Raw genomic sequence first — 20,852 nt, forward strand, 5'->3', positions numbered from 1 at the left:
TGCCAGATGATCCAATCTCTGTTGAGACTGCTTCGCAATCGATACAGGCATCTATCGTCAGCGATTCAATGCGTGTAATCGTCAGTGTTCATCTCAGTAAATGAGTTCGCCGTTTACAACTATGCTCGATGAGAACAGGAAAATCGGCATACATGATTTTAAGATTGCCTGGCATTTGCAATAGCACTACTGTCGAAATGTCGACAGTAGTGTCGTCGCATCGACATATTAAACGGATGATCCGCAGGACAGCAGGGTCAACACAGACGCAGCAACACCCTATACATTTACATGGCTATTCGATTGAGAGTTCTCCCGGAGAACACGGCCATACAAACATATAATAGGCATCCCTTCGACCATCCTCTACTATCGAACGGGGTCAAGATGATCAACTCCTACTGTCAGCGAATCTTAGGACGCAGGTAACGCTTCCTCAACATGACGGATGGATTAATCTATCCTCTCTCGATAAAGGAAGAATATAAATGGTGTCCAAGTATAATCACATCCGAGAAACGGAGTCCGCTGAAACATTGGACCCGATCCGTAGCGAGATCGCTGATATATCGCGCCGACAAGTCTTTATCGGCGGAGCAGCGATTGTGGCTACTATGAATTTACCCACGGCCGCTTTGGCACTTCAACCCAAAGCAGCGAAACCGTCAACCTTGCGTGGCAAGAAACAAGGAGCAAAAGATATGAATATGTTCGAAACCAAAGATGGAACATCCATCTTCTATAAGGACTGGGGAACCGGCCCTGTCGTGACTTTCTCGCATGGTTGGCCGCTTAGCTCTGATGCCTGGGATGCTCAGATGCTGTTTCTCGGAATGCAGGGCTATCGCGTCGTCGCTCATGATCGCCGTGGTCATGGCCGCTCAGGCCAGACCTGGGGCAAAGACAACATGGACCAGTACGCCGATGATCTGGCCGAACTCATCGAACATCTCGACCTGAAAGAGATCGCCATGGTCGGCCACTCCACAGGTGGCGGCGAGGTCGCTCGTTATATCGGCAGGCACGGAAACGCACGCGTCAAGAAGGCTGTCCTGATCTCCGCGGTGCCTCCGATCATGTTGAAGAGCGAGAGCAATCCCGGCGGTCTGCCGATGTCCGTTTTCGACGGAATTCGTGCCGGTGTGGCTGGGGATCGTTCGCAGTTCTACAAGGATCTGAGCATCCCGTTCTACGGCTATAACAAGCCGGATGCGAAGATTTCCGAGGGCGTTCGCGAGGCATTCTGGCGCCTCGGAATGCAGTCCTCGATCATTGGATCGTACGATTGCATCAAGGCCTTTTCTGAGACCGATCAGAATGAAGATCTAAAGAAGATCGAAGTGCCTCTGCTCGTAATCCAGGGTGACGCGGATCAAATCGTGCCGATTGACGATTCCGGTCGGCTCACGGTGAAGATCGTCAAAAATGCAAGGCTGGAAGTCATACCGGGCGCTCCGCATGGCCTGTGCACAACCCATGCCGATGTCGTCAATCAACACCTGTTGACATTCCTCAAAAGCTAAGACGATTCAAAGTGCTGGAACGTCTGATATCCCCAAAGAGGGTCGCTATTTGCGACCCTCTTTTCGTTGTCATTTTTAATTGATATATTTCATTGCTTACAAGATTATGGGCGTCGCATTGGTTCGCGACGCCCATAATGAATAGAGGAACAGAAGTATTTTTATACCGAAGGCTTAGCAGAGGGCGAGAGCACAACCGACGCTTCGCTCGTCAGGACGCGGGACGTGAATGTTTCCTGAAGGTAAAGTCGGACGACCGAGTCTGTGTGGCTGAGATAGCCGATGGATATATCCTGCCCGATGTTGAGCTCAAAGTCTCCCCCGCGAGTAGTCAGGACAAAGGCGCCCTCGATAGCAGGAGCCCAGACGATATTGCCGTCGACAATGCGGTTGACATGCTCCAACACCGGGTATCCGTGATCGCGTGTCTCGGCAAGTTCCGTATATTCTTTCGCGCCGAGCAAGACGCAGTAAGGGCCGTTGACGCCGACAAGACGCAGTTGACTCAAAGCCTGGGCAACAGCGTCCGGATAGTCTCGCACGTCAGCGGGAAGAGTCATGATCGGGTTGCTGGTACCTTCTCGGATGCCCTGGATGTTCGCCTCGCGATAGCCATTGAAGATGGCGCGGTCTTCAGCGAAGGCGATCGTCTTCGCCGCATCCTTTGCAGGTTGCCAGTCTGAGTCATCCGAGCCTCGCTCGACATCGTCGATGGCCTCACGTGTCAGTTCAAAAGGAACCCGCAACTCCACGAAAGACTTTACCTCGCGCTGCCTCGCGATGATATTTGCTTCTGGTGCAGCAATCGACAATAAGTGGCCTGTGGCAACTGCCGGCGAATTGATTCCGCTGGGCGTTGGTACATCCACAACGCGTCTTCCTGCGAGATAGCGCTTGAGCGTTCGAGTTGTTTCCTCCTCGATCTGCTCCCATGCTGCGTCTGAGATTGGTGCTAACTCCCGATGGAGGTTATTCATTTGGCTCTCCTCTGAGCGATCCTATTCCAAGTGATGTTTTGTGAGCGGATGTTGTGGAAGGCGAATCGGCGACGACAGGTGGGGTGCCGAGTGCCGCGGCAGCAGGCTGTTCTTCACCCGCACCCTCAAGAAATGTCTCTGAAGGCGCAAAGAAAAGACCTCCTGTCACGGCCCTGCTAAAGTCCAGTAGACGGTCGTAATTTCCCGGCGGACGACCAATAAACATATTCTCGAGCATTAGCTCGGTGACGCGTGGAGTTCGACTGTAACCGATGAAGTAGGTACCGAATTCTCCGCGGCCAGGTTGGCCAAAGGGCATGTTGTCCCGCAGGATCTTGACCTCTTTGCCGTTCTCTTCAATGACGGTCAGCGCAGTATGTGCCGAGGCAGGTTTCTGCGTATCATCCAGCTCTATATCCGAAAGCTTCTTGCGTCCAATGATGCGTTCCTGCGCTTCGGTGGAAAGAGCATTCCATCCCTTCATGTCGTGAAGATATTTCTGCACCAGGACGTAGCTGCCACCTGCAAAGGGAGCATCCTCTTCGCCAACGAGAGCGGCCTCAAGGGCGACAGAGCCTCTTGGATTCTCCGTGCCATCGACGAAACCGATAAGATCGCGATCTTCGAAATATCGAAAACCCTGAACCTCATCTGCTACAGAAACCGCGGATCCGATGCGCTCCATGATTTGCGTGGCTAATTCAAAACAGATGTCCATTCGTCCAGCGCGGATGTGAAATAACACATCTCCGGGAGTAGCGACGGCATGTCGGTTTGCCGCTCTGAATTCTCGAAAAGGATGTAATTCGGCTGGCCGAGGTTTTCCAAAAAGCCGGTCCCAGGCATCCGACCCGAAACCTGCGATGCAAGTAAGCCCAGCGTCGATATCACGGAACTCAACCGCTCGGATCAGTCCGGCGAGGTCGCCGCAGAACGAACGGATAGTGTCATAGCTCTCAGCTTCCGGATTGATTGTAACGACGAGAAAAATTGCAGCGCGCGTAAGCGGACCTAGCACTGGCTGCGGGAGCGGAACTTGATTGGTTTGATTCGGCATCGTTATCTGGCTTACCCTCGATCTGTTGTGTTCCTGCTGCACGCCAATCCACAAAATACGAACAAACTATCGCCCGTCCCCCGGAACAATCGTGAGCCAGTGACAGTAGCTAGTTTAAATCCTGCTCCAGTTTAAATCCCGGCTTTGACCGGATAATGACGAAGGCTAAAAAGCTTTAAGAACTCCATAGCAAATCACAGCAGGCAAATCGCAACCTGCAAATCACAATAGACTACGGTCATTTTTCCTTGAAGAACCACTTGTCCAGCCTTGGGTTGATTGGGCAGACTGTTTGCGGAGGATTTGACCTGATTGGCGCTCGCCTGGCGAGCGCCAATCTTTATCTCGCATCGAATTCGCCTCGTGCCGTTTTTACCTGCGGCCAACTCTCTGTAACCCAATCCACCAGAGCCTGCATCGGTCGCAGCAGACTTCGGCCGAGTGTGGTCATCTCGTACTCCACTCGTAGAGGCACCTCAGGAAACAGCTCTCTTGTGAGCAGCCCATCTCTCTCCAGGTTTCGCAGCGTCAGCGTCAGCATCCTTTGTGAGATGCCAGGGATCGCTCTCTCTAACTCAGAGAATCGAGCGCGCTCACCCGGCAGTTTCGCCAAAGTGAGGATTAAAAAAATGCTCCATTTATCTCCCACTTTGGTGAGTAACTCGCGAACCGCAGCCGGGTCTTCATGGCCGCAGACATAGGCAGAGTCGAGTGGCTTTTTATTGCTCTTTTTCATGCTTACATCCATGTGCGTAGCGAATGTCAAAGTGCCTTATTGTTGATAATAAGCTCTCTTAATAGAATCAACGAACAAAAGGTAAGCATAAGAAAAAATCTAAAGGGAGCCCCAATGAAGCGAATTCTGATTGTCGAATCAAGTCCTCGAGGTTCGGAATCTGCGAGCCGCAAACTAGCCGGCAAGGTGAGAGCACGGCTCGAGGCACAATATCCAGAGGCGAGAATCGCCGAACGCGACCTTGTGCATGACAAACTTCCCCATCTGGACGAACCGGCTCTGCAGGCGATGACCACGCAAGACCCCCTGGAGGCAGAATCTCTGAAGGCCGCACTGCATCTGTCGGATCTACTCACAGAAGAGCTCCTATCGTCGGATCTATTGGTGATTGCCAGCCCGATGTGGAATTTCGGTATTCCCTCTTCTCTAAAGGCGTGGATTGATCATGTTGTACGCGTCGGCAAAACTTTCAACTATATCGGCGCAAAGGTAGAGGGGTTGGCAAAAGAGAAAAAGGCAATCCTGATACTTGCATCCGGCGGAGTCTTTAGTGAAGGCCCCTGGAAGTCATGGGATACGGTGGAGCCATATCTCCGCCAGATCCTCGGCTTCATTGGAATCGAGGATGTACAAACTGTGCGGGCAGAGGGAATGAACATACCACCGCTTGCGATCCATGCAGTCCCTAATGGCGAAAAGGCTGTTGAAGCCCTGGTGATTTAAAGGAGATAACAATGCTTGACCACATAATTCTGACTGTCAGCGATGTTGAACGTTCCCTGGCGTTCTATGAAGCCGCCCTGAAGCCTCTCAAGATCAAATTCTTCTTACCCTTTGAGGGCAAAGACGGCCACCCTGATCTGTGGGGGTTTGGCGATGGCAAGAGAGCATTCTTCTGGCTCAAGCAAGGTAAGCCTGATCCAGTATCCATTCACTGGGGATTCATGGCTGAAAGCAAGGAACAGGTCGATAAATTTTATAACGCCGCAATCTCCGCCGGCGCCAGGGACAATATCTCACCGCGAGCGCGAGTCGAATACTATCCGGGATACTACGCAGCCGATGTACTCGACCCCGACGGCTATTCATTCGAGGCCGTCCACAAGAGCTAACGGGCGCATAGTCTCCTGTAAATCGCCGCCTTCTGATATTTGAACCAGATCCGCCCAGAAAGAACAGAGCCCAGCCCATCGACGATCAATTCCATCCATCTGGAGTTGATCGTTGATGGATTTGATAGATCGGATACGGAATCGGGAATTACCGAGAGTGTCGGCTTCAACCAGAGCCGTCGTCAGCAGTCAGATTCGGCCTACCACGCAGGCCTTCTACGCGCATGACACGAGATGACACAAAACCACGACGAAGCGGGAGTGCTCCGCTTGCGACATAAGCTTGATTTTTAAGGAGTTATTTGGTGGACCTGATCGGGATCGAACCGATGACCTCTTCCATGCCATTACGGCAATATAACGCAACTCATTGAAACTACGTGGTACGGACCGCATCCTACACGGCGTTTCACACGCATTTTTCCCCTTATTGGACCTTTACAGGACCTCTGGCTCAGAACGAAGAATTCAGGAAGCAGCCAACACGCAGCCTGGATCTGAGTCGATGAGTGCTTTGGCTATTTATCGCTTTTCGGGAACCCGGATTTCGCTTCCAATGTCCAACTGATGTGGAGCGCGTTTATCGGGGCCGATCTCCCTCCGTACGATCAAGACCAAGGACCAAAAGTATCGCCTCTGTGGCGAATCCCTTTCGAGAAAGTCCCTGCACACTCGTTCTTTGCAGAGAGAGGCCCGTGGTCAACGCCATGATGATATCCGCAAGATCTTTCGGTGAAGAGGGAGGACTCCGATCAAGCTTGGCAAACAGCATGGTAACCAGTCCAGCCATCGTGTCAACGTGCGTGCGGTGTAGCTTGGCATAGGTTTTCGCAAACGTCTTGTCGCGACATGCCTGGAGTTGAAATTCCGCAGAGAGTAAACCGTAGTCGAAATCAGAGGCGCGCCCGTTTTCAGAGTTGCGGATCATCGATATGAGCTCCGATGCAGGAATGTCCCGCGCGAGAAGTTGCGCCAAAGCATCGATTTCGCGTCGCTTATGGGCGTCGAGGAGCTCCAGGAAGATAGCTTCTTTAGTTTCGAAGTTGGAGTAGAACGCCCCCTTTGAGTAGCCTGCGCTCTCTGCAATCAGGTCGACAGACGCACCCTCATAACCGTCCCTTGCGAACAGTTGAGCGGCGGACTCCAGAAGCCTGTTCCTCGTTTCGAGTCGGCTCTCCTGGCGCGTCAATCTCTGCCTTATCACTTTCGTCACGGTTCTAGGATAGCGCATGAAAACTATTTGCAACCAGAATACCGTACGGTATATCTATACTATACGGAATGCATAATTCCGCGCTCACCCTAGTCCGGTTGATGTAACGGCCACGCAATATAAGGAGTTCTATGGCAAAGACGATTTTTATCACGGGGGCATCCAGCGGCATCGGACGCGCTACTGCACTTTACTTCGCGGAGCGAGGCTGGAATGTAGCCGCGACTATGCGTAACCCGCGTAAAGACGATTCCGCGCTTCAACATCCGCAGATCAGCCTGTCGACGCTGGACGTCACAGATGCAGAGTCCATTGCCCGAGCGATAGCCGATACGTTGACTCGCTTCCAGAAGATTGACGTCTTGCTGAACAACGCAGGTTATGCTTTGTTCGGGCCACTGGAAGCGAGCGACAGCAGGCAAATTCGGCAGCAATTCGCGACGAACTTCTTTGGTCTGGTTGAAGTCACGCAGCAGATCGTCCCGGTCATGCGCGCGGCGGGTGAAGGTCTGATCCTGAACATCTCTTCTATCGTCGGCCGTTTGGCTCTCCCCTACGCCTCTTCATATGTCGCAACAAAATTTGCAGTGGAGGGGTTGAGCGAATCCATGCGCTATGAGCTGCAACCGTTCAACATTCGCGTCAAACTGATCGAACCCGGCAGCATCCATACCGAATTCGGCAAGGGCAGTATGCAGACAGCAACGAGTGAACCGTATCGAGCGAGCATGAACAAATTTCTCGGTGTCTTCGCGAAGAGTAATGCGAAAGCGGCTAAGCCGGAAGAAGTTGCGAAGGTGATTTATAGTGCAGCGAATGACTCAAGCAGCCGGTTGCGCTACCTTGCCAAACCCGGTCCACTGTTTTGGGCAAATCGACTATTACCTGATGCAGCATGGCGGGGCTTGCTGGTAAAAGCAATGGTGAAGTAGGAAGAGGCACTACGATGAAGCTGCTACTGTTGGGGGCCTCGGGGCTCGTAGGGAAAAATGTATTGGCGCAGGCTCTGGCGCATCCGGATGTAATAGGCGTGGTTGCGCCAACGCGCCGGCCCCTTGCACCCCATCCAAAGTTGAGAAATCCTGTGTCCGACCATCTGGACTCACTGCTGTCCGCAGAGATCACTCAGGGAATCGATGGTGTCGTCTGTACCTTGGGAACAACAATCGGCAAGGCGGGTTCTAAAGAGGCCTTTCGTGAGGTGGACTACGTGTTGCCGTTGACCTTCGCTCGATCCGCATATGAGCATGGTGTGGGAACGTTTGTCCTCGTCTCGGCGAGTGTTGCCAATGTCGGCTCTGCAATCTTCTATCCGAGAATTAAGGGCGAAGTCGAGCGGGACCTCGAGCTTGTGGGATTCCGATCACTCACCATCGTTCGTCCCAGCCTGATCGGCGGCGAACGGGATGAATCACGCTTCGGGGAAAGCGTCGCTTTGCGTTTGATGAGCATCTTTGCGCCGATTCTTCCGAAGAAGCTTCAGATCAATCCCGCACCCACGATCGCTGCGGCATGCCTGAGTGCTGCTATGGGTGCCAAGCCTGGAGTTCATTTCCGTCTTGCCGAAAACCTGGTCCGCGATTGATAACGATAAGGCGGCATATCTGAAGTAATCACCCGTCCTCGATGAGTACATCGGCGATTTTTGCGACAACTGACATGCCCGAACGAACTTGTGGTTTCACCGCTTCGGAATTGACGCGCGATTGATTTTATAAGCGGCCGCCGTCTTGGCAACGGCCGCCGCTATTTGTTAGACAGTGCGAATTAGGCCTAGCTGCGTGAGTGCGGTGACGCCGTCGTCGAGTCCAATCTCTTGGACGATCTTGCCGTTCTCAAGACGCAACACCGTCGTTCCGGTGAAGTGCATCTTGCGACCCGTCGCAGCCGGCAACGACCCAACCAGGAAGTCGGAGAATGCGGCCCCGCTGTGCGTGCCGCCACCGACCCAGCGACCAACGACATAGTCGCCTTCTGCGATGAGGTCTGCCGCTCCGCCGAAGCTGAGGTCTGGGAAGGCGGCGCGGAAATCAGCCATGAACGCCTTGATGTCCGCATGGCCACGGCGAGGCTCGTGCAACGAATACTGCAAGAGCATGTTCGGTGCGGCGAGCTCGTCAACGATGCTGAGGTCGCATTTGAGTCCCCAGAAGCTGGTGAACCAACGGCCTACGATGGCTTTATTCTCTTGTTCTTTCGACATAAGTGTTCTCCATATGCAGGGATGTTGGCGAAGGCCAGCATGGCGTCCGCCTCTGCATCTCGAAAGTTATTCCGATGTCGGAGCAGAGACACTCCGTATCTTGCTTTCGAATCCGAGGCTGGGCTCCGCTCAAGCAAATTTGAATTTGAGAGCAAAGAACGGAGTGAGATGAAGGATTGAAGCGGCTACCTTCTGAGAACGCTCGCAGCACGAGCGGGAGGAGAAGCGATGTTAAACAGGGGCATACCAAGGACACTCAACGGCACCGTCGTTCCAACTCAGCTACCTATGGGCTCATGGGCGAGTACCCCAGCCGTACGTCGTGTGATGCAGGGAAACAAGTCCAGAGACACAAAACCTGAGGTCGCTGTGAGATCGGCCGTCCATGCGTTAGGGATGCGTTATCGAATTTCAGCGCGTCCGCTAAGAGATCTCAGGAGGACCGCTGACTTGGTCTTTCGAAACGCGAGGGTCGCGGTCTTTGTCGACGGCTGCTTTTGGCATGGATGCCCGCAACATCATGCACAGCCCAAGACAAACGCGACTTATTGGGCGACGAAGATTCGAGGCAACAAGACCCGAGATGAGGACACGACAGAACGACTCCGTCAGGAAGGATGGACTGTCCTGAGATTCTGGTCACACGAAGAACCGCCGAGTGTGGCAACGCAGATCGCGGAGGTGGTGGCAAGAAACATTCGCGCTGCAAGCCCGTCGCTAGGAGGAAGACACAATGTCAATGATTGAGCATTTCCTGATGGAGTCACCGTTGGGCACCCTGACGCTGGTGAATACGAATGGAGTTCTGAGCGGCTTATACATGCCGAATCACCTTAGAGGGCCCAAGGCGGATTCGCTGGGATCGAGGGTAACGTCGGGCTTCGACAGTGTCCGTTCGCAACTCGGTGAGTATTTCGAGCGCAAGCGTATTCACTTCGACTTGCGGATCGCGCTATGCGGAACGACCTTCCAGCAATCGGTGTGGAAGCTGCTGCAAACCATCCCGTATGGAGAGACGCGCTCTTATGGAGAGCTTGCGGACCTGCTGGGCAACCGCCTCGCCATCCGTGCCGTGGGACTTGCGAACGGCAGGAACCCAATCAGCATTATCATTCCGTGCCACCGCGTTGTCGGCAGCAACGGAAGCCTCACGGGCTATGCCGGTGGCCTCGAACGAAAACGTCGGCTGCTGGAATTAGAAGCAGCCAACGTGACATCGCAGCAGCAGCTCAGCCTTTCGTAGAACCGTCGCGTGGTACACGCCAGAGGTACCACGCGGCAATGGTTCGGTAGGGGCTCCACCGCTGTCCTTCCCTTGCGATTTCCTTCGCCGAAAGCGCCTTCGGTAGCGACGTCAAACGTCGATGTCCCTCTCTCACTCCAAAATCATCTGCGGGTAGGACGTCCATCCGCTCCATGGTGTAAATCAGGAACATTTCAACGGTCCACCGACCAATCCCTTTGAGAGTCACCAGTCTTGAGATGAGGTCCTCGTCGGACATCTTGTCCGCGTCTTTCCGATCCGGGACCAAGCCGCTCAGGGAGCCCGACGCAATCTCGCGAATCGTCTCGATCTTCCTCCCGGAGAATCCGCAGGCCCGAAGCGAGTCGAGATCCGCCGCCAGAATCTGGTTTGGGGATGGAAAGTTAGCTCCTCCGAACAGTGCCATGAATTTCGTGAGGATGGCATCGCCCGCCTTGGCATGCAGTTGCTGATATGCGATGGCACGTATCAAGGCTTCGTACGGCTCCCGAGCGGGCTTGGGCAGGTGCGTACACGGCCCGACCTGTTTAATGAGCTGCCTCCAGTCCGCGTCGATCGAAGCGAGATGAAGAGTCGCCGCGCGGAATGGTCGTTGTTCTGTCGATAGCTTCAATTCGTTGGGTGTAAGGGACTTGGTCACGAGGTCACCAATCGTGATCCTACCCTTTGAATTTGAAAGCAAGATTCGGAGTGTCGTCGCTGAGGCATCTCGCTAAGGTTGAGAAGTAAGATTTGAAGGAGTTGCAATGAACAGGCAGATGGAAATCGAGAAGCTCGCGACCGAGACAACCAACGATCCCCGTTGGCTGTTGCTTGTAGCGAGGGACAAGGAATCGGATGGGAAGTTCTTCTATTCGGTGAAGACAACGGGCGTGTACTGCCGTCCGTCGTGTGCCGCTCGCCTCGCACGCCCAGAGAACGTGCGCTTCTTTAGGACAACTGCAGAGGCAGAGAAAGCAGGTTTCCGAGCCTGCAAACGATGCAAGCCGGCTGGACTCTCGCTGACCGAAGCCAACACAGCCAGGATCGAAAAAGTATGCCGACTCATCGAGCGATCCGAGGAGACTCCTTCTCTTGAAAAACTAGCCAAGTATGCAGGGATGAGTGTCTTTCATTTACATCGCACGTTCAAGGCGATCACTGGGCTCACGCCGAGCGGCTACGGCGCTGCTCACAGAACGAAGCGTGTCCGCAAGACTCTTGGCAAGAGTCAGTCTGTAACAGACGCGATCTACGATGCTGGTTTCAACTCCAACAGTCGTTTCTACGAGAGTGCAAACGAAGTTCTCGGGATGACTCCAACCAGTTTCCGCGACGGCGGCGCAAATACCGTGATTCACTTCGCGATCGCGGAGTGCTCCCTCGGCTCCATCCTGGTGGCCAAGAGCGAGCGCGGTGTCTGTGCTGTCCTCATGGGGGATGATCCGCTCCTGCTGGTACGCGATCTTCAGGACCAGTTTCCCAAGGCAGAGCTGGTCGGCGACGAGACCGGCTATGAGGATCTGGTCGCCAAGGTGATTGGGCTCATTGAAAGGCCGGGCGTCGGACTTGACCTGCCCCTGGATATTCGCGGTACTGCCTTTCAGCAAAGGGTTTGGAAGGCATTGCAGCAAATCCCTGTCGGTACGACCGCAAGCTATGCGGATGTTGCGAAGGCCATCGGTATGCCAAAGGCCGTACGGGCGGTCGCGCAGGCCTGCGGAGCAAATACGCTGGCCGTCGCAATCCCGTGCCACCGCGTCGTCAGAAATGATGGAATGCTCTCCGGGTATCGCTGGGGTGTGGAGCGCAAACGAGCACTGTTAGATCGAGAGGCACAGGCTTGAACACCCTATTCGCAGATGAAGTTCAAATAGCCCAGGAAACGAGCGCGGGCTCGATTCCGTTCGAAGGAGCTGTCATAAGAGTCAACGCGCTCGATTGGAGCCAGATCAGGAAAGACCTCGATGACCAAGGAAGCGCCGTGCTGCCGAGCGTCCTCTCCGCAGACGAATGCAAGGCGATCGCTTCTCTCTATCCGGAGGAGTCTTCCTTTCGCAGTCGCGTCGTCATGGGAAGGCACGGGTTCGGACGGGGCGAATATAAATACTTCAGCTACCCGCTCCCGCCTATCATTCATGGTCTCCGCACGGCGCTCTATCCTCAACTCGCTCCCGTCGCGAATCGCTGGAACGAAGCAATGGGAATCGAGGTGCGCTATCCAGAGAGCCACGCCGATTTCATCCAGCGATGCCACGATGCAGGACAACTGCGACCCACTCCGTTGCTCTTGCAGTATGGTCCAGGCGATTACAACTGCCTGCATCAGGATCTCTACGGAGAGCACGTCTTTCCGATTCAGGTCGCCATCCTGCTTTCCGATCCGCAGCGCGATTTCACCGGAGGTGAATTCGTGCTCACGGAACAACGTCCCCGTATGCAATCGCGACCCGAGGTCGTTCCGCTTCACCAGGGAGACGCCGTGGCTTTCGCGGTTCACCACCGGCCCGTGCAGGGCACGCGAGGCACCTATCGCGTCAACCTCCGGCACGGCGTCAGCCGCTTGCGTTCAGGGAAGCGTCATACCGTGGGCATCATCTTTCACGATGCCAACTAGGGGAGCCATGAGCACATCGCTTTTTGAAATGGAGCCAACGGCACCGCCATCGAAAGATATTCTCGGTGCTGGCACGGCTGTCCTTGCTGGCTTTGCGCTTGATGCTGAGGAGGAGTTGCTTTCTTCACTCAAGGACGTCGTCGAACGGTCGCCGTTTCGCAATATGGTGACACCGGGTGGATTCCGCATGTCAGTTGCCATGTCGAACTGTGGCTCGCTCGGGTGGGTAACGGACCGGACCGGCTATCGATATGACGGGATCGACCCTGAAGCGAATCGGCCCTGGCCCGCTATGCCCACGGCATTTCGGCAGCTTGCGGTAAGTGCCGCAGAAGAAGCAGGCTTCTCGAATTTCATCCCGGATGCCTGCCTGATAAATCGATATGAACCCGGTGCAAGATTGTCGTTGCACCAGGACAAGAATGAGCGTGATTTTACGCAGCCCATCGTCTCTGTCTCGCTGGGACTGTCCGCAACCTTCCTCTTCGGTGGTTTGGAGCGCGGGGACAAGACACAACGCATCCATGTCATACATGGCGATGTACTTGTTTGGGGAGGTTCCGCCAGATTGCGCTATCACGGTATTGCGCCGTTGAAGGACGGCGAACATCCGCGACTCGGCCGAGTTCGCTACAATCTCACCTTTCGGCATGCCGGCTGAGCCCCGTGATCTTCAACTCGATCTTGTCTATCGAAACCCTGGACGAGACCTACGCACGCCCTGTCGTATCAACAAGCACAATGCAGTGACGTCTTCGATGAAAACTATGAACACTCCCAGCAGGCATGAGCAAGCTATCTCGCCTATTCCATCGGATCGAGCCGTCGTCCTCGGCATGTGTGCCGAACTTGTGCGGGTTGGGTACGGAATCCTTGAAGACCTCCCCGTCGTGAACTCGCAGATTCCCTATCTGAAGTCTGGTGAGATTTATTGGCTTGGCCCGCACCAGGTCACGAGACTCCAATAGCCGGAGCGGAATCTGGCGGCTGCGTGATCTCCGTTACGAGATCCCTCGCAACCGCTGGATCGTCGACTAGGCTCGAATCTCTCTTAGCAATATTTGGCACAAATAGATTCCGCGGTTTCGTCTTCTACTTGGGCGTTGGATAGGAGACCGAGTTGCCGGAGTGCGGTTACCCCATCATCGAGTCCGACCTCTTCGACGATCTTGCCGCTATCAAGCCGCAGTATGGTGATACCTGTGAAATGTATCTTCTTCCCGGACGCTGCCGGCAGGGAGCCCGCCAGGAAATCACTAAAGGCAGGTCCTGTATACGTGCCGCCGCCCTCTCACTGTCCAATCACATAGTCTCGGTCGGCCAGCAAGGGTGCTGTTCCCCAAAAGTACAGATCAGGAAATGCATCGCGAAAACTGCGCATGAACATCTTGATATCCTCTCGACCACGGCGAGGTCTATGCAACGAATACCGCAAGAACATTTCTGGAGAAGCAGCTCATCGACGGCGGCCGGGTCAAAGATCCTGCCCCAAAAGTCCGTGAACCACCGTCCCACCACGATCTTGTTTTTCGATTGTAGATCTTTGCTTGCCTCAGCGTATCGAGAGAGAGCCGCTAGCCCCATAGTGGTCAGCAATCCCATCTTTATAGCGTTTCCGCGGTCCATTATTCGTGTCATCCGTGCATCCTTTCGCAGTTCAAAAGCTAGCTGGAGGGCATGGACTCGGCACTCCGAATCTAGCTTTCAAATTTCGCGTTCTCTGAGAGCGTATGACGGGACGTAGAAATGCTGCCCTACAAGCCGATCTACGGATGGATGTAGGACGGAATTCAAGAGCAAGAATCGGAGTTTTTATCTGAAAGAGCGTTGATACGGTCTCTTATAGAAACGATTCTTTCGTGCAATGAGGACCGAATGACTACGACAACTAGACTCGCTGCCGCATGTTCCCTTGATCCCAATCACAAGAGCCTAAACGTGACGAGCGCTCAACCCGTGCAACCAGAGCTTCGGGCGTTTCTCTGGAGGAAGGTCGCTTTCCCTCCTTCAGGTCCTCAAGCCTCGGATACTGCAACCGCCGAAAATGAGGCCGAGGTGCTCAAAGACGAAGAGCCGAATCTTTCCGCTCGTACTCGCTTGGAAGCACTCAGCGACGGTGCTTTTTCCATCATCATTACCCTGCTCGTCATTGAGATTCACCGTCCGAGCGCCACGCCGGGAAGATTGGCAGGGGAACTGCTAAAGGAATGGCCTTCTTATCTCGCTTATGCAGTGGCTTTTCTCAATGTAGGAGTTATTTGGTGCAATCATCACTATCTCTTTGAACACCTTCGCAAGGTAGATCTGGCTATGAATTGGATCAATCTCGGTATTCTCGGTACGGCAGCGCTAATCCCATTTCCGACGGGCGTGGTGGCGAGCGCCTTCGTAGATGGCAATCTTGTAGATCAAAAGGCTGGCGTAGTTTTTTACGCGCTCATCGCTGGGCTCATGTCGGCGGCGTGGTTGCCGGCATTTTCGTACTTGCATTGTCACTCCGAGCTCGTAGAACCTAGCGTGCCGCCAAGCATGTTCGCAACCCAGCTGATACGTCCAGCCATAGGTGTCCTACTCTATATCGTGGCTGGTGTGCTTGGCTGGTTCGTGCATCCGGTCGCAGCAGTCGTGATTTTCTTTGGTGTCGTGGCGTACTATGCCTGCACGAGCCAGGGTGTGCGACGCACAATCAGATAATCAAAATGGGGCGGACCTAAGTTCAATGCGCCTCGTTCATGCCATTCGGCACACCAAAGACCGTGTGGCCTTTCGTCGTCAATTGGTGATTACAGGCCGACGCACTCATCGAGAATTGTTCCCTGATACCAAGTCGGACTGCCGCATGACGCACCTGGAAGCATTCTGAGAATTTCTTATTGGACCTCTCCAGGACTCCTGAGAAACAGCACCGGTTTTCCAATTCGCAGAATCTAAAGAAGAAGCGCCCGATTAGGCAACCTTGGCAACTTCCTGTTTATTACGGCAACGGTAGGCAACTTATTGAAACTACGTGGTACGGACCGCACCCTACACGACGTTTCACACGCATTTTTTCCTTTATTGGACCTTTACAGGACCTCTGGCAGAACGAAAAGCTTCGGGAAGCAACTGACACGCGGGTTGGGGGCTGGGTCTGAGTCGATGAATGCATCGGCGATAATGCATTCAGTGACACTCTGTTATCAGTCGAAGCGTATGCATAGTTGTGTTCCGTGGGAGTTGGGAGGCATGTGCATCGCCCTCCAACTCCCACTCCATTGAATGAATGGATTCACTGACCGCTAGCAGCGTCCGCGATAAAGGCGGCGACCTGCGTTGGGTGTGACAGCATCGGGACGTGGCTCGATGGAATATGAATCGTCTTTGCGTGCATCTGTTGCGCCAGCTTCTTCTCGAGCTCCGGAGCAATCATGCGGTCGTGATCCGCGACGATGTAGGAGCTCGGCTTATCTCGCCATGCGGCTTGTGTCACTTTCGCTCCTAGTTCGTTCGGTCCACTGGTCTGGCCCTGCGTTGCGGCCAGAATCTTGATCTCAGCGGCCGAAAGGTCCGGAGCAAAGTCTTCAGCAATGCCTTTGTCCGTCAGACTTAGAAAGCCCTGGGCATCAGGCCGGAATTCTTTATCGCCGGGAGGTGCCGGGAACTCATTGTTCAGATCGCCGGCAGACTGTCCGCTGTCAGGAGCAAACGCCGCGACGTAGACCAGTCTCGTGACCTTAGGATCATTGCCAGCCTCTGTGATCACGGCACCCCCATAGGAGTGTCCAACCAACAGGACCGGACCGTCCTGAAGTGCCAACGTCCGCTTCACGGTAGCTACATCTTCGGCTAACGTCGTGAACGGAAGGTGGACTGCTGTGACGTGAAAGCCCTTCGACTCAAGAATTGGGATAACCTTGCTCCAACTCGAACCGTCCGCCCATGCTCCATGGACCAAGACAATGTTGTGTATGTGCATATCCTGTACCGCCTTGCCCTGCGCTTTTGCTGAAAACGGCATTGATGAGAGGAAGCCGGCAAATGCTACCTTGCCTGCCAGTTTTAGGAGCCGCATTGGCTTCCTTTTGGAACAACGAGGATTCATAAGATACCTTTCCATGATGATCTGTCGTGTAGCCACGCGTTGATAGGCAGATCGCTAACAGATGCGGTGAAGCGCCGAGAGAAAGCATGTCTGCTTTTCCCATACAAAAGGTATCTTGAGCGCTGGCGCATACAGCCCTGCTGCCTATCAGAAGCGTGGGAAGGCTCTACGTACAAAAACCTTATTGCCCCACAAGTCTTGGCACAACGACGATAGTCCAGATGAAGAACCGTACTTTCGTCCGGTCAAGCCATTGAAGATTGGGGATATATTCTGAAATGAGTCCCAGAGCATTGGAACAGGAACCGCGCATGAAGATTTGGTCTAGGAGACTGGTCGCCCTGATGCTCTTCATCGCGTCAAACGCCATGATCGCCATGGGCCTTGAGTCGTTTGTCCGAACCTCGGAATACGCGCATTCGGTCTGGCGAATGCAGGATGGCGTGTTCAACGGTACCCCATACTCCATCGTCCAATCCGCGGATGGCTACCTTTGGATCGGAACGAGCTCCGGCGTAGTGCGATTTGACGGGGTCCGATTCCTGCCTTGGACAGCGCCTTCAGATCCTTCGGCTCTTACGGATGGGGTTTATTCTCTCGGCGCAACTTCAGACGGCAGCTTATGGATAGGGTCATGGACCCTCATGCGTTGGAAAGATGGTAATTTTTCCACCTATCCAAGCGTACGAGGAAGAATTAATGCGATTCTTCCAGATCCGACTGGAGGCGTCTGGTTTACACGTTCGCGGATATCAAATGGACTCGGCCCGCTATGCCACATCACTGATTCAACGATCAAGTGCTTTGACAAAGGAGATGGGATAGCAATCCCTTACGCCGGGGCCCTCTTCCGCGACGCCTCAGGCGATCTATGGTTAGGCGGCTCCAGAGGAATGGCAACGGGTAAGCCAGAGAAATTCGAGACATTCACTCCGTCCTTCTTGGCTGAGTCAAGTCGCCTGGGCGGGGTTGGCGCTTTTGCAGACGGTTTCGACGGTTCGATGCTCGTTGGAATGGTGCAGTCAGGCCAGAACTTGGGCTTGCAGGAGTTCAAAGACCATCGATGGAACCTGTTCAGGAAACCAGGCTTCGATGGAAGCAATCTGAAAGTGGACAATTTGCTCCGCGCCAGAGATAGTTCCCTCTGGATAGGAACATTTGATGAAGGAATTTTCGTTGTACGAGGCCAACGCGTGGACCACTTCACCACCGCCGATGGTCTTTCGAGCAACGTCGTTAATGACTTATATGAAGACAAAGAGGGAAACATCTGGGTGGTTACCTCGGGCGGCCTGGACCGTTTTAGTGCTCCGAGAGTAATTACCTTCTCCAGCCGCGATGGTTTGAGCTCTGATTATGCTGGCTCGATTCTTGCAACACATGATGGATCGGTTTGGGTTGGAAACCATGATGCCCTTGATCGTATTCGAAACGGTGCTATCTCATCGATACGCAATCAAGAGGGCTTGCCTGGAGGTCGCGTTACCGTTCTATTAGAAGAACCGGCCGGCCAACTCTGGGTCGGTGTCAACGATACTCTTTCGGTTCGAGAAGGAGAGCGATTCCACACCCTTTCTCGTGTCGATGGCAGTCCGGTCGGCACTCTCCAGCGGCTGATCAAAGATCAAAGCGGCGATTTGTGGGGCGTTCCTGTGCCCTCCGGTCCACAGCTCATTCATATTCATCGGTATGCCGTCGATGAAGAGACAATTGGCCCGTTAAATTCAAAAATCATGTCCATCGCAGCTAGCCCCACCGGAGGAATCTTGTTGGGTTTTAGAGATGGAAAAATTGCTGCATACAAAGACGGCCGTCTGAAGACTCTCCTTTCCACGAATGAGCCAATCAACGATCTCCGATTCACAGCGGACGGTCATATCCTTGCTCTTTCTTCCGGGAAAATCACAGGTTGGCAAGGCAAGCATTTGCAGAGTTTAGGAGTGCAGAATGGATTGCCATGTGATCGAGCATTCACCTTTCTTCTGAACAGGCAAGGAACACTTTGGCTTTATACTCCTTGTGGACTGATCGCGATCGACGCTCAAAATCTTCAGAGATGGTGGACAGGCTCCAGGTCCATTCTGGAGTATCGTCTTTTCGACAGCTTCGATGGAGTCCAGGCAGCTTGGACATCATTCACACCGCCTGCATCTGAGGGCCCAGATGAAAAGTTATGGTTCGTCAACGGTTCCACGGTTCAGACGATCGATCCCTCAAATGTTGCCAGAAACGATGTGGTGCCTCCGGTACACATCGAAAGCGTCATCGCAGACAGAAGAAACTATCCGCTTCAGCAAGACCTTCGCTTACCGTCGCGCACGCGAGACCTGGAAATCGATTACGCAGCATTGAGCTTTACCGTGCCACAAAAGGTGCGGTTTCGTTATCGCCTTGAGGGAAGAGATAAGGACTGGCAGGATCCGGGAGTACGGCGCCAGGCGTTTTATACCGATTTGCCTCCGGGCCGTTATCGTTTTCATATCATCGCAGCGAATAACGATGGCGTCTGGAACCATGAGGGGGCGAGCTTAGAGTTCTCGATCTCTCCCGCGTTCTATCAGACCCTGTGGTTCAAGCTCGCCTTGGCAACTGCGGCGCTTCTCTTAATCTGGCTGGTCTATTCTCTGCGCCTCAAAAAGGTCACTGCCGAGGTCACTGCAAGATTGGGGGAGCGTCTGCAAGAGCGGGAGCGGATTGCGCGGGAACTTCACGATACCTTGCTCCAGGATTTTCAGGCGGTCATACTTCAGTTCCAGGCAGTATCCAAGCGCCTATTCACAGGAGATCCAAATAGGAAGGCTCTCGAAGACGGACTCGACTACGCAGATAAAGTGCTCGCCGAAGGGCGGGATCGCATCCAGGACATTCGTGCCGATACGCGGGCATTCGATGAGCTTTCAGATGCCATAGGACGCTATGGAAAAGAACTTGCACAAGCCCGCTCTGCCTTGTTCGCTATTACTGTAACCGGCGAACAACTGACGCTTGATCCGATCATCCGTGATGAAGTCTACAGAATTGGCCGCGAGGCTATCGGAAATGCATTCAAACACTCAAGGGGCTCAAAGGTCGAAGTTGAACTCGCATACGGCCCTGCAGAACTTCGCATGAAAATCTCTGACAACGGAAACGGAATGGAGTCCCAGGTGTTGAAGGATGGACGGCCAGGACACTGGGGCCTTCCCGGCATGCGGGAACGAGCAAGAAAGATTGGGGCTACGCTCGATCTCTGGAGCAAGCTTGGCGAAGGCACCCGGCTGCAACTGAATTTGCCCGTGCGGTGTGCTAACCGAAACAGTGGTGGATGGAAGCGCTGGGCGCATCAGAGAGACACCAGGGAGGAAAGCAACACTCAATGACTTCTTCTGCTCAAATCAAAGTTCTCGCGGTCGACGATCATCTCCTTTTGCGCAAGGGGATAGCGGCGGTGATAGAGGAAGAGCACGACATGCTGCTGGTAGGGGAAGCGGCGACAGGACAGGAAGCGATTGAACGCATCCGGGACCTTCGGCCCGATGTAACCCTGATGGACCTGCAATTACCGGATATGAATGGCATCGATGTAATCGCAGCTATTCGTAAAGAGTTCCCGAAAGCGCGCATAGTGGTGCTTACTACGTACCGGGGAGACATTCAGGCCCTACGCGCCCTTCAGGCCGGTGCTTCCGGCTATCTATTAAAAACCATGATCCGCAAGGATCTGCTGGAGACAATCCGGACGGTTCACTCTGGACGACGGCATGTCCCGCCCGAGGTGGCCGCTGGACTCGCAGAGCACGTCGCCATGGATCAATTGAGTGAACGAGAAATCTCAGTCCTGACAATGGTTGCCCGCGGTATCTCCAACAAGAATATCGCGGCCGAGTTGGGGGTAACCGAACGTACTATCAAAGGGCATGTGAGTAGCATCTTGTCCAAACTCGGAGCAAACGATAGAACTCACGCAGTCACGATAGCAATGAAGCGGGGATTCATCGATCCAATTTAATTCGGAACTTAAGTTTGGTAGAGGAATGTCTTCATTTATGGAGACTTGGACTTTCTTTTTACTATGCAGCAGAGTTTGCCTCTGCCCACAGGATGCAGTTAG

At 53.8% G+C, this 20,852-nt stretch carries 22 protein-coding genes; 14 read left to right on the forward strand and 8 right to left on the reverse strand.

The features are described 5' to 3' along the window. Window positions 1–701 precede the first annotated feature (701 nt). Window positions 702–1,523 (forward strand): alpha/beta fold hydrolase, encoded by an 822-nt coding sequence (locus tag OHL19_RS17435; RefSeq protein WP_263359066.1) that lies wholly within the window; start codon window positions 702–704, stop codon window positions 1,521–1,523. 161 nt (window positions 1,524–1,684) lie between these two features. Here OHL19_RS17435 and OHL19_RS17440 read toward each other — a convergent pair whose 3' ends face one another. The 3 genes from OHL19_RS17440 to OHL19_RS17450 all read right to left on the reverse strand — a co-directional run bounded on the left by OHL19_RS17440 (window position 1,685) and on the right by OHL19_RS17450 (window position 4,293). Then, a complete protein-coding gene (locus OHL19_RS17440) occupies window positions 1,685–2,500 on the reverse strand; it encodes a family 1 encapsulin nanocompartment shell protein (protein WP_263359068.1) in 816 nt (271 codons plus the stop codon). Continuing rightward, window positions 2,493–3,557, reverse strand: a complete 1,065-nt coding sequence (locus OHL19_RS17445; RefSeq protein ID WP_263359069.1) for a Dyp-type peroxidase — start codon at window positions 3,555–3,557, stop codon at window positions 2,493–2,495. Before OHL19_RS17445 ends, OHL19_RS17440 begins: the two co-directional genes overlap by 8 nt. Before the next feature lie 340 nt (window positions 3,558–3,897). After that, on the reverse strand, window positions 3,898–4,293 hold the full coding sequence (locus OHL19_RS17450; RefSeq protein ID WP_263359070.1) for a winged helix-turn-helix transcriptional regulator: 396 nt from the start codon (window positions 4,291–4,293) through the stop codon (window positions 3,898–3,900). Window positions 4,294–4,407: 114 nt separating this feature from the next. Here OHL19_RS17450 and OHL19_RS17455 point away from each other — a divergent pair, with 114 nt between their 5' ends. Both OHL19_RS17455 and OHL19_RS17460 read left to right on the forward strand, forming a co-directional pair. After that, entirely contained in the window at window positions 4,408–5,016 is a 609-nt protein-coding gene (locus tag OHL19_RS17455) for an FMN-dependent NADH-azoreductase (protein ID WP_263359071.1), read from the forward strand. An 11-nt stretch (window positions 5,017–5,027) separates the two neighbouring features. Beyond that, the gene (locus tag OHL19_RS17460; RefSeq protein WP_263359073.1) at window positions 5,028–5,405 is read left to right on the forward strand and encodes a VOC family protein; all 378 of its coding nucleotides are present in this window, start codon (window positions 5,028–5,030) and stop codon (window positions 5,403–5,405) included. A 580-nt stretch (window positions 5,406–5,985) separates the two neighbouring features. On the opposite strand, the gene OHL19_RS17465 is transcribed toward OHL19_RS17460, so the two are convergent. Beyond that, window positions 5,986–6,636, reverse strand: a complete 651-nt coding sequence (locus tag OHL19_RS17465; protein ID WP_263359074.1) for a TetR/AcrR family transcriptional regulator — start codon at window positions 6,634–6,636, stop codon at window positions 5,986–5,988. A gap of 113 nt (window positions 6,637–6,749) precedes the next feature. On the opposite strand from OHL19_RS17465, the gene OHL19_RS17470 reads away from it, so the two are divergent. Together OHL19_RS17470 and OHL19_RS17475 are read left to right on the forward strand one after the other, a co-directional pair. Next, window positions 6,750–7,550: an SDR family oxidoreductase gene (locus OHL19_RS17470; RefSeq protein ID WP_263359075.1), complete on the forward strand. Its 801-nt coding sequence runs from the start codon at window positions 6,750–6,752 to the stop codon at window positions 7,548–7,550. Between the two features lie 14 nt (window positions 7,551–7,564). Continuing rightward, window positions 7,565–8,203: a Rossmann-fold NAD(P)-binding domain-containing protein gene (locus OHL19_RS17475; RefSeq protein WP_263359076.1), complete on the forward strand. Its 639-nt coding sequence runs from the start codon at window positions 7,565–7,567 to the stop codon at window positions 8,201–8,203. 168 nt (window positions 8,204–8,371) lie between these two features. On the opposite strand, the gene OHL19_RS17480 is transcribed toward OHL19_RS17475, so the two are convergent. After that, a complete protein-coding gene (locus tag OHL19_RS17480) occupies window positions 8,372–8,821 on the reverse strand; it encodes an ester cyclase (RefSeq protein ID WP_263359077.1) in 450 nt (149 codons plus the stop codon). A 327-nt stretch (window positions 8,822–9,148) separates the two neighbouring features. Between OHL19_RS17480 and OHL19_RS17485 the strand changes: the two genes are divergently transcribed. Together OHL19_RS17485 and OHL19_RS17490 are read left to right on the forward strand one after the other, a co-directional pair. Continuing rightward, window positions 9,149–9,568 (forward strand): very short patch repair endonuclease, encoded by a 420-nt coding sequence (locus OHL19_RS17485; protein WP_263359257.1) that lies wholly within the window; start codon window positions 9,149–9,151, stop codon window positions 9,566–9,568. Further along, window positions 9,555–10,064, forward strand: a complete 510-nt coding sequence (locus OHL19_RS17490; RefSeq protein WP_317890589.1) for a methylated-DNA--[protein]-cysteine S-methyltransferase — start codon at window positions 9,555–9,557, stop codon at window positions 10,062–10,064. Before OHL19_RS17485 ends, OHL19_RS17490 begins: the two co-directional genes overlap by 14 nt. Here OHL19_RS17490 and OHL19_RS17495 read toward each other — a convergent pair. After that, entirely contained in the window at window positions 10,051–10,725 is a 675-nt protein-coding gene (locus tag OHL19_RS17495) for a DNA-3-methyladenine glycosylase family protein (protein ID WP_263359078.1), read from the reverse strand. The genes OHL19_RS17490 and OHL19_RS17495 overlap by 14 nt on opposite strands. Window positions 10,726–10,831: 106 nt before the next feature. Here OHL19_RS17495 and ada point away from each other — a divergent pair, with 106 nt between their 5' ends. The 4 genes from ada (at window position 10,832) to OHL19_RS17515 (ending at window position 13,649) form a co-directional block, all read left to right on the forward strand. After that, on the forward strand, window positions 10,832–11,911 hold the full coding sequence (gene ada / locus OHL19_RS17500) for a bifunctional DNA-binding transcriptional regulator/O6-methylguanine-DNA methyltransferase Ada (RefSeq protein WP_263359080.1): 1,080 nt from the start codon (window positions 10,832–10,834) through the stop codon (window positions 11,909–11,911). Then, entirely contained in the window at window positions 11,908–12,681 is a 774-nt protein-coding gene (locus OHL19_RS17505; RefSeq protein ID WP_263359082.1) for a 2OG-Fe(II) oxygenase, read from the forward strand. Before ada ends, OHL19_RS17505 begins: the two co-directional genes overlap by 4 nt. Window positions 12,682–12,688: 7 nt before the next feature. Continuing rightward, a complete protein-coding gene (gene alkB, locus OHL19_RS17510; RefSeq protein ID WP_263359083.1) occupies window positions 12,689–13,342 on the forward strand; it encodes a DNA oxidative demethylase AlkB in 654 nt (217 codons plus the stop codon). A gap of 97 nt (window positions 13,343–13,439) precedes the next feature. Beyond that, window positions 13,440–13,649, forward strand: a complete 210-nt coding sequence (locus tag OHL19_RS17515) for a hypothetical protein (RefSeq protein WP_263359084.1) — start codon at window positions 13,440–13,442, stop codon at window positions 13,647–13,649. 83 nt (window positions 13,650–13,732) lie between these two features. On the opposite strand, the gene OHL19_RS23150 is transcribed toward OHL19_RS17515, so the two are convergent. Continuing rightward, window positions 13,733–13,930 carry an ester cyclase gene (locus OHL19_RS23150; RefSeq protein WP_396126799.1) on the reverse strand — a complete coding sequence of 66 codons (198 nt, stop codon included), beginning with the start codon at window positions 13,928–13,930 and terminating at the stop codon, window positions 13,733–13,735. 626 nt (window positions 13,931–14,556) lie between these two features. On the opposite strand from OHL19_RS23150, the gene OHL19_RS17525 reads away from it, so the two are divergent. Beyond that, window positions 14,557–15,375, forward strand: coding sequence for a TMEM175 family protein (locus tag OHL19_RS17525; protein ID WP_263359085.1), 819 nt, complete (start codon window positions 14,557–14,559; stop codon window positions 15,373–15,375). A gap of 574 nt (window positions 15,376–15,949) precedes the next feature. Here the strand turns inward: OHL19_RS17525 and OHL19_RS17530 are convergent. Then, window positions 15,950–16,732, reverse strand: coding sequence for an alpha/beta fold hydrolase (locus tag OHL19_RS17530; protein WP_263359086.1), 783 nt, complete (start codon window positions 16,730–16,732; stop codon window positions 15,950–15,952). A gap of 341 nt (window positions 16,733–17,073) precedes the next feature. Here OHL19_RS17530 and OHL19_RS17535 point away from each other — a divergent pair, with 341 nt between their 5' ends. Both OHL19_RS17535 and OHL19_RS17540 read left to right on the forward strand, forming a co-directional pair. Beyond that, window positions 17,074–20,121 carry a sensor histidine kinase gene (locus OHL19_RS17535; protein WP_263359087.1) on the forward strand — a complete coding sequence of 1,016 codons (3,048 nt, stop codon included), beginning with the start codon at window positions 17,074–17,076 and terminating at the stop codon, window positions 20,119–20,121. Beyond that, window positions 20,118–20,750, forward strand: coding sequence for a response regulator (locus OHL19_RS17540; protein ID WP_263359089.1), 633 nt, complete (start codon window positions 20,118–20,120; stop codon window positions 20,748–20,750). Before OHL19_RS17535 ends, OHL19_RS17540 begins: the two co-directional genes overlap by 4 nt. Window positions 20,751–20,852: the final 102 nt, after the last annotated feature.

The sequence above is a fragment of the Acidicapsa ligni genome (assembly GCF_025685655.1).
In the GTDB taxonomy this organism is placed as follows: Bacteria; Acidobacteriota; Terriglobia; order Terriglobales; family Acidobacteriaceae; genus Acidicapsa; species Acidicapsa ligni.

What these genes read in the sequence shown, in the direction of transcription:
- OHL19_RS17435 (WP_263359066.1), top strand. Translation starts at nt 702, where the DNA reads ATGAATATGTTCGAAACCAAAGATGGAACATCCATCTTCTATAAGGAC.
- OHL19_RS17440 (WP_263359068.1), bottom strand. Translation starts at nt 2,500, where the DNA reads ATGAATAACCTCCATCGGGAGTTAGCACCAATCTCAGACGCAGCATGG.
- OHL19_RS17445 (WP_263359069.1), bottom strand. Translation starts at nt 3,557, where the DNA reads ATGCCGAATCAAACCAATCAAGTTCCGCTCCCGCAGCCAGTGCTAGGT.
- OHL19_RS17450 (WP_263359070.1), bottom strand. Translation starts at nt 4,293, where the DNA reads ATGAAAAAGAGCAATAAAAAGCCACTCGACTCTGCCTATGTCTGCGGC.
- OHL19_RS17455 (WP_263359071.1), top strand. Translation starts at nt 4,408, where the DNA reads ATGAAGCGAATTCTGATTGTCGAATCAAGTCCTCGAGGTTCGGAATCT.
- OHL19_RS17460 (WP_263359073.1), top strand. Translation starts at nt 5,028, where the DNA reads ATGCTTGACCACATAATTCTGACTGTCAGCGATGTTGAACGTTCCCTG.
- OHL19_RS17465 (WP_263359074.1), bottom strand. Translation starts at nt 6,636, where the DNA reads ATGCGCTATCCTAGAACCGTGACGAAAGTGATAAGGCAGAGATTGACG.
- OHL19_RS17470 (WP_263359075.1), top strand. Translation starts at nt 6,750, where the DNA reads ATGGCAAAGACGATTTTTATCACGGGGGCATCCAGCGGCATCGGACGC.
- OHL19_RS17475 (WP_263359076.1), top strand. Translation starts at nt 7,565, where the DNA reads ATGAAGCTGCTACTGTTGGGGGCCTCGGGGCTCGTAGGGAAAAATGTA.
- OHL19_RS17480 (WP_263359077.1), bottom strand. Translation starts at nt 8,821, where the DNA reads ATGTCGAAAGAACAAGAGAATAAAGCCATCGTAGGCCGTTGGTTCACC.
- OHL19_RS17485 (WP_263359257.1), top strand. Translation starts at nt 9,149, where the DNA reads ATGCAGGGAAACAAGTCCAGAGACACAAAACCTGAGGTCGCTGTGAGA.
- OHL19_RS17490 (WP_317890589.1), top strand. Translation starts at nt 9,555, where the DNA reads ATGTCAATGATTGAGCATTTCCTGATGGAGTCACCGTTGGGCACCCTG.
- ada (WP_263359080.1), top strand. Translation starts at nt 10,832, where the DNA reads ATGAACAGGCAGATGGAAATCGAGAAGCTCGCGACCGAGACAACCAAC.
- alkB (WP_263359083.1), top strand. Translation starts at nt 12,689, where the DNA reads ATGAGCACATCGCTTTTTGAAATGGAGCCAACGGCACCGCCATCGAAA.
- OHL19_RS17515 (WP_263359084.1), top strand. Translation starts at nt 13,440, where the DNA reads ATGAAAACTATGAACACTCCCAGCAGGCATGAGCAAGCTATCTCGCCT.
- OHL19_RS17525 (WP_263359085.1), top strand. Translation starts at nt 14,557, where the DNA reads ATGACTACGACAACTAGACTCGCTGCCGCATGTTCCCTTGATCCCAAT.
- OHL19_RS17530 (WP_263359086.1), bottom strand. Translation starts at nt 16,732, where the DNA reads ATGCGGCTCCTAAAACTGGCAGGCAAGGTAGCATTTGCCGGCTTCCTC.
- OHL19_RS17535 (WP_263359087.1), top strand. Translation starts at nt 17,074, where the DNA reads ATGAAGATTTGGTCTAGGAGACTGGTCGCCCTGATGCTCTTCATCGCG.
- OHL19_RS17540 (WP_263359089.1), top strand. Translation starts at nt 20,118, where the DNA reads ATGACTTCTTCTGCTCAAATCAAAGTTCTCGCGGTCGACGATCATCTC.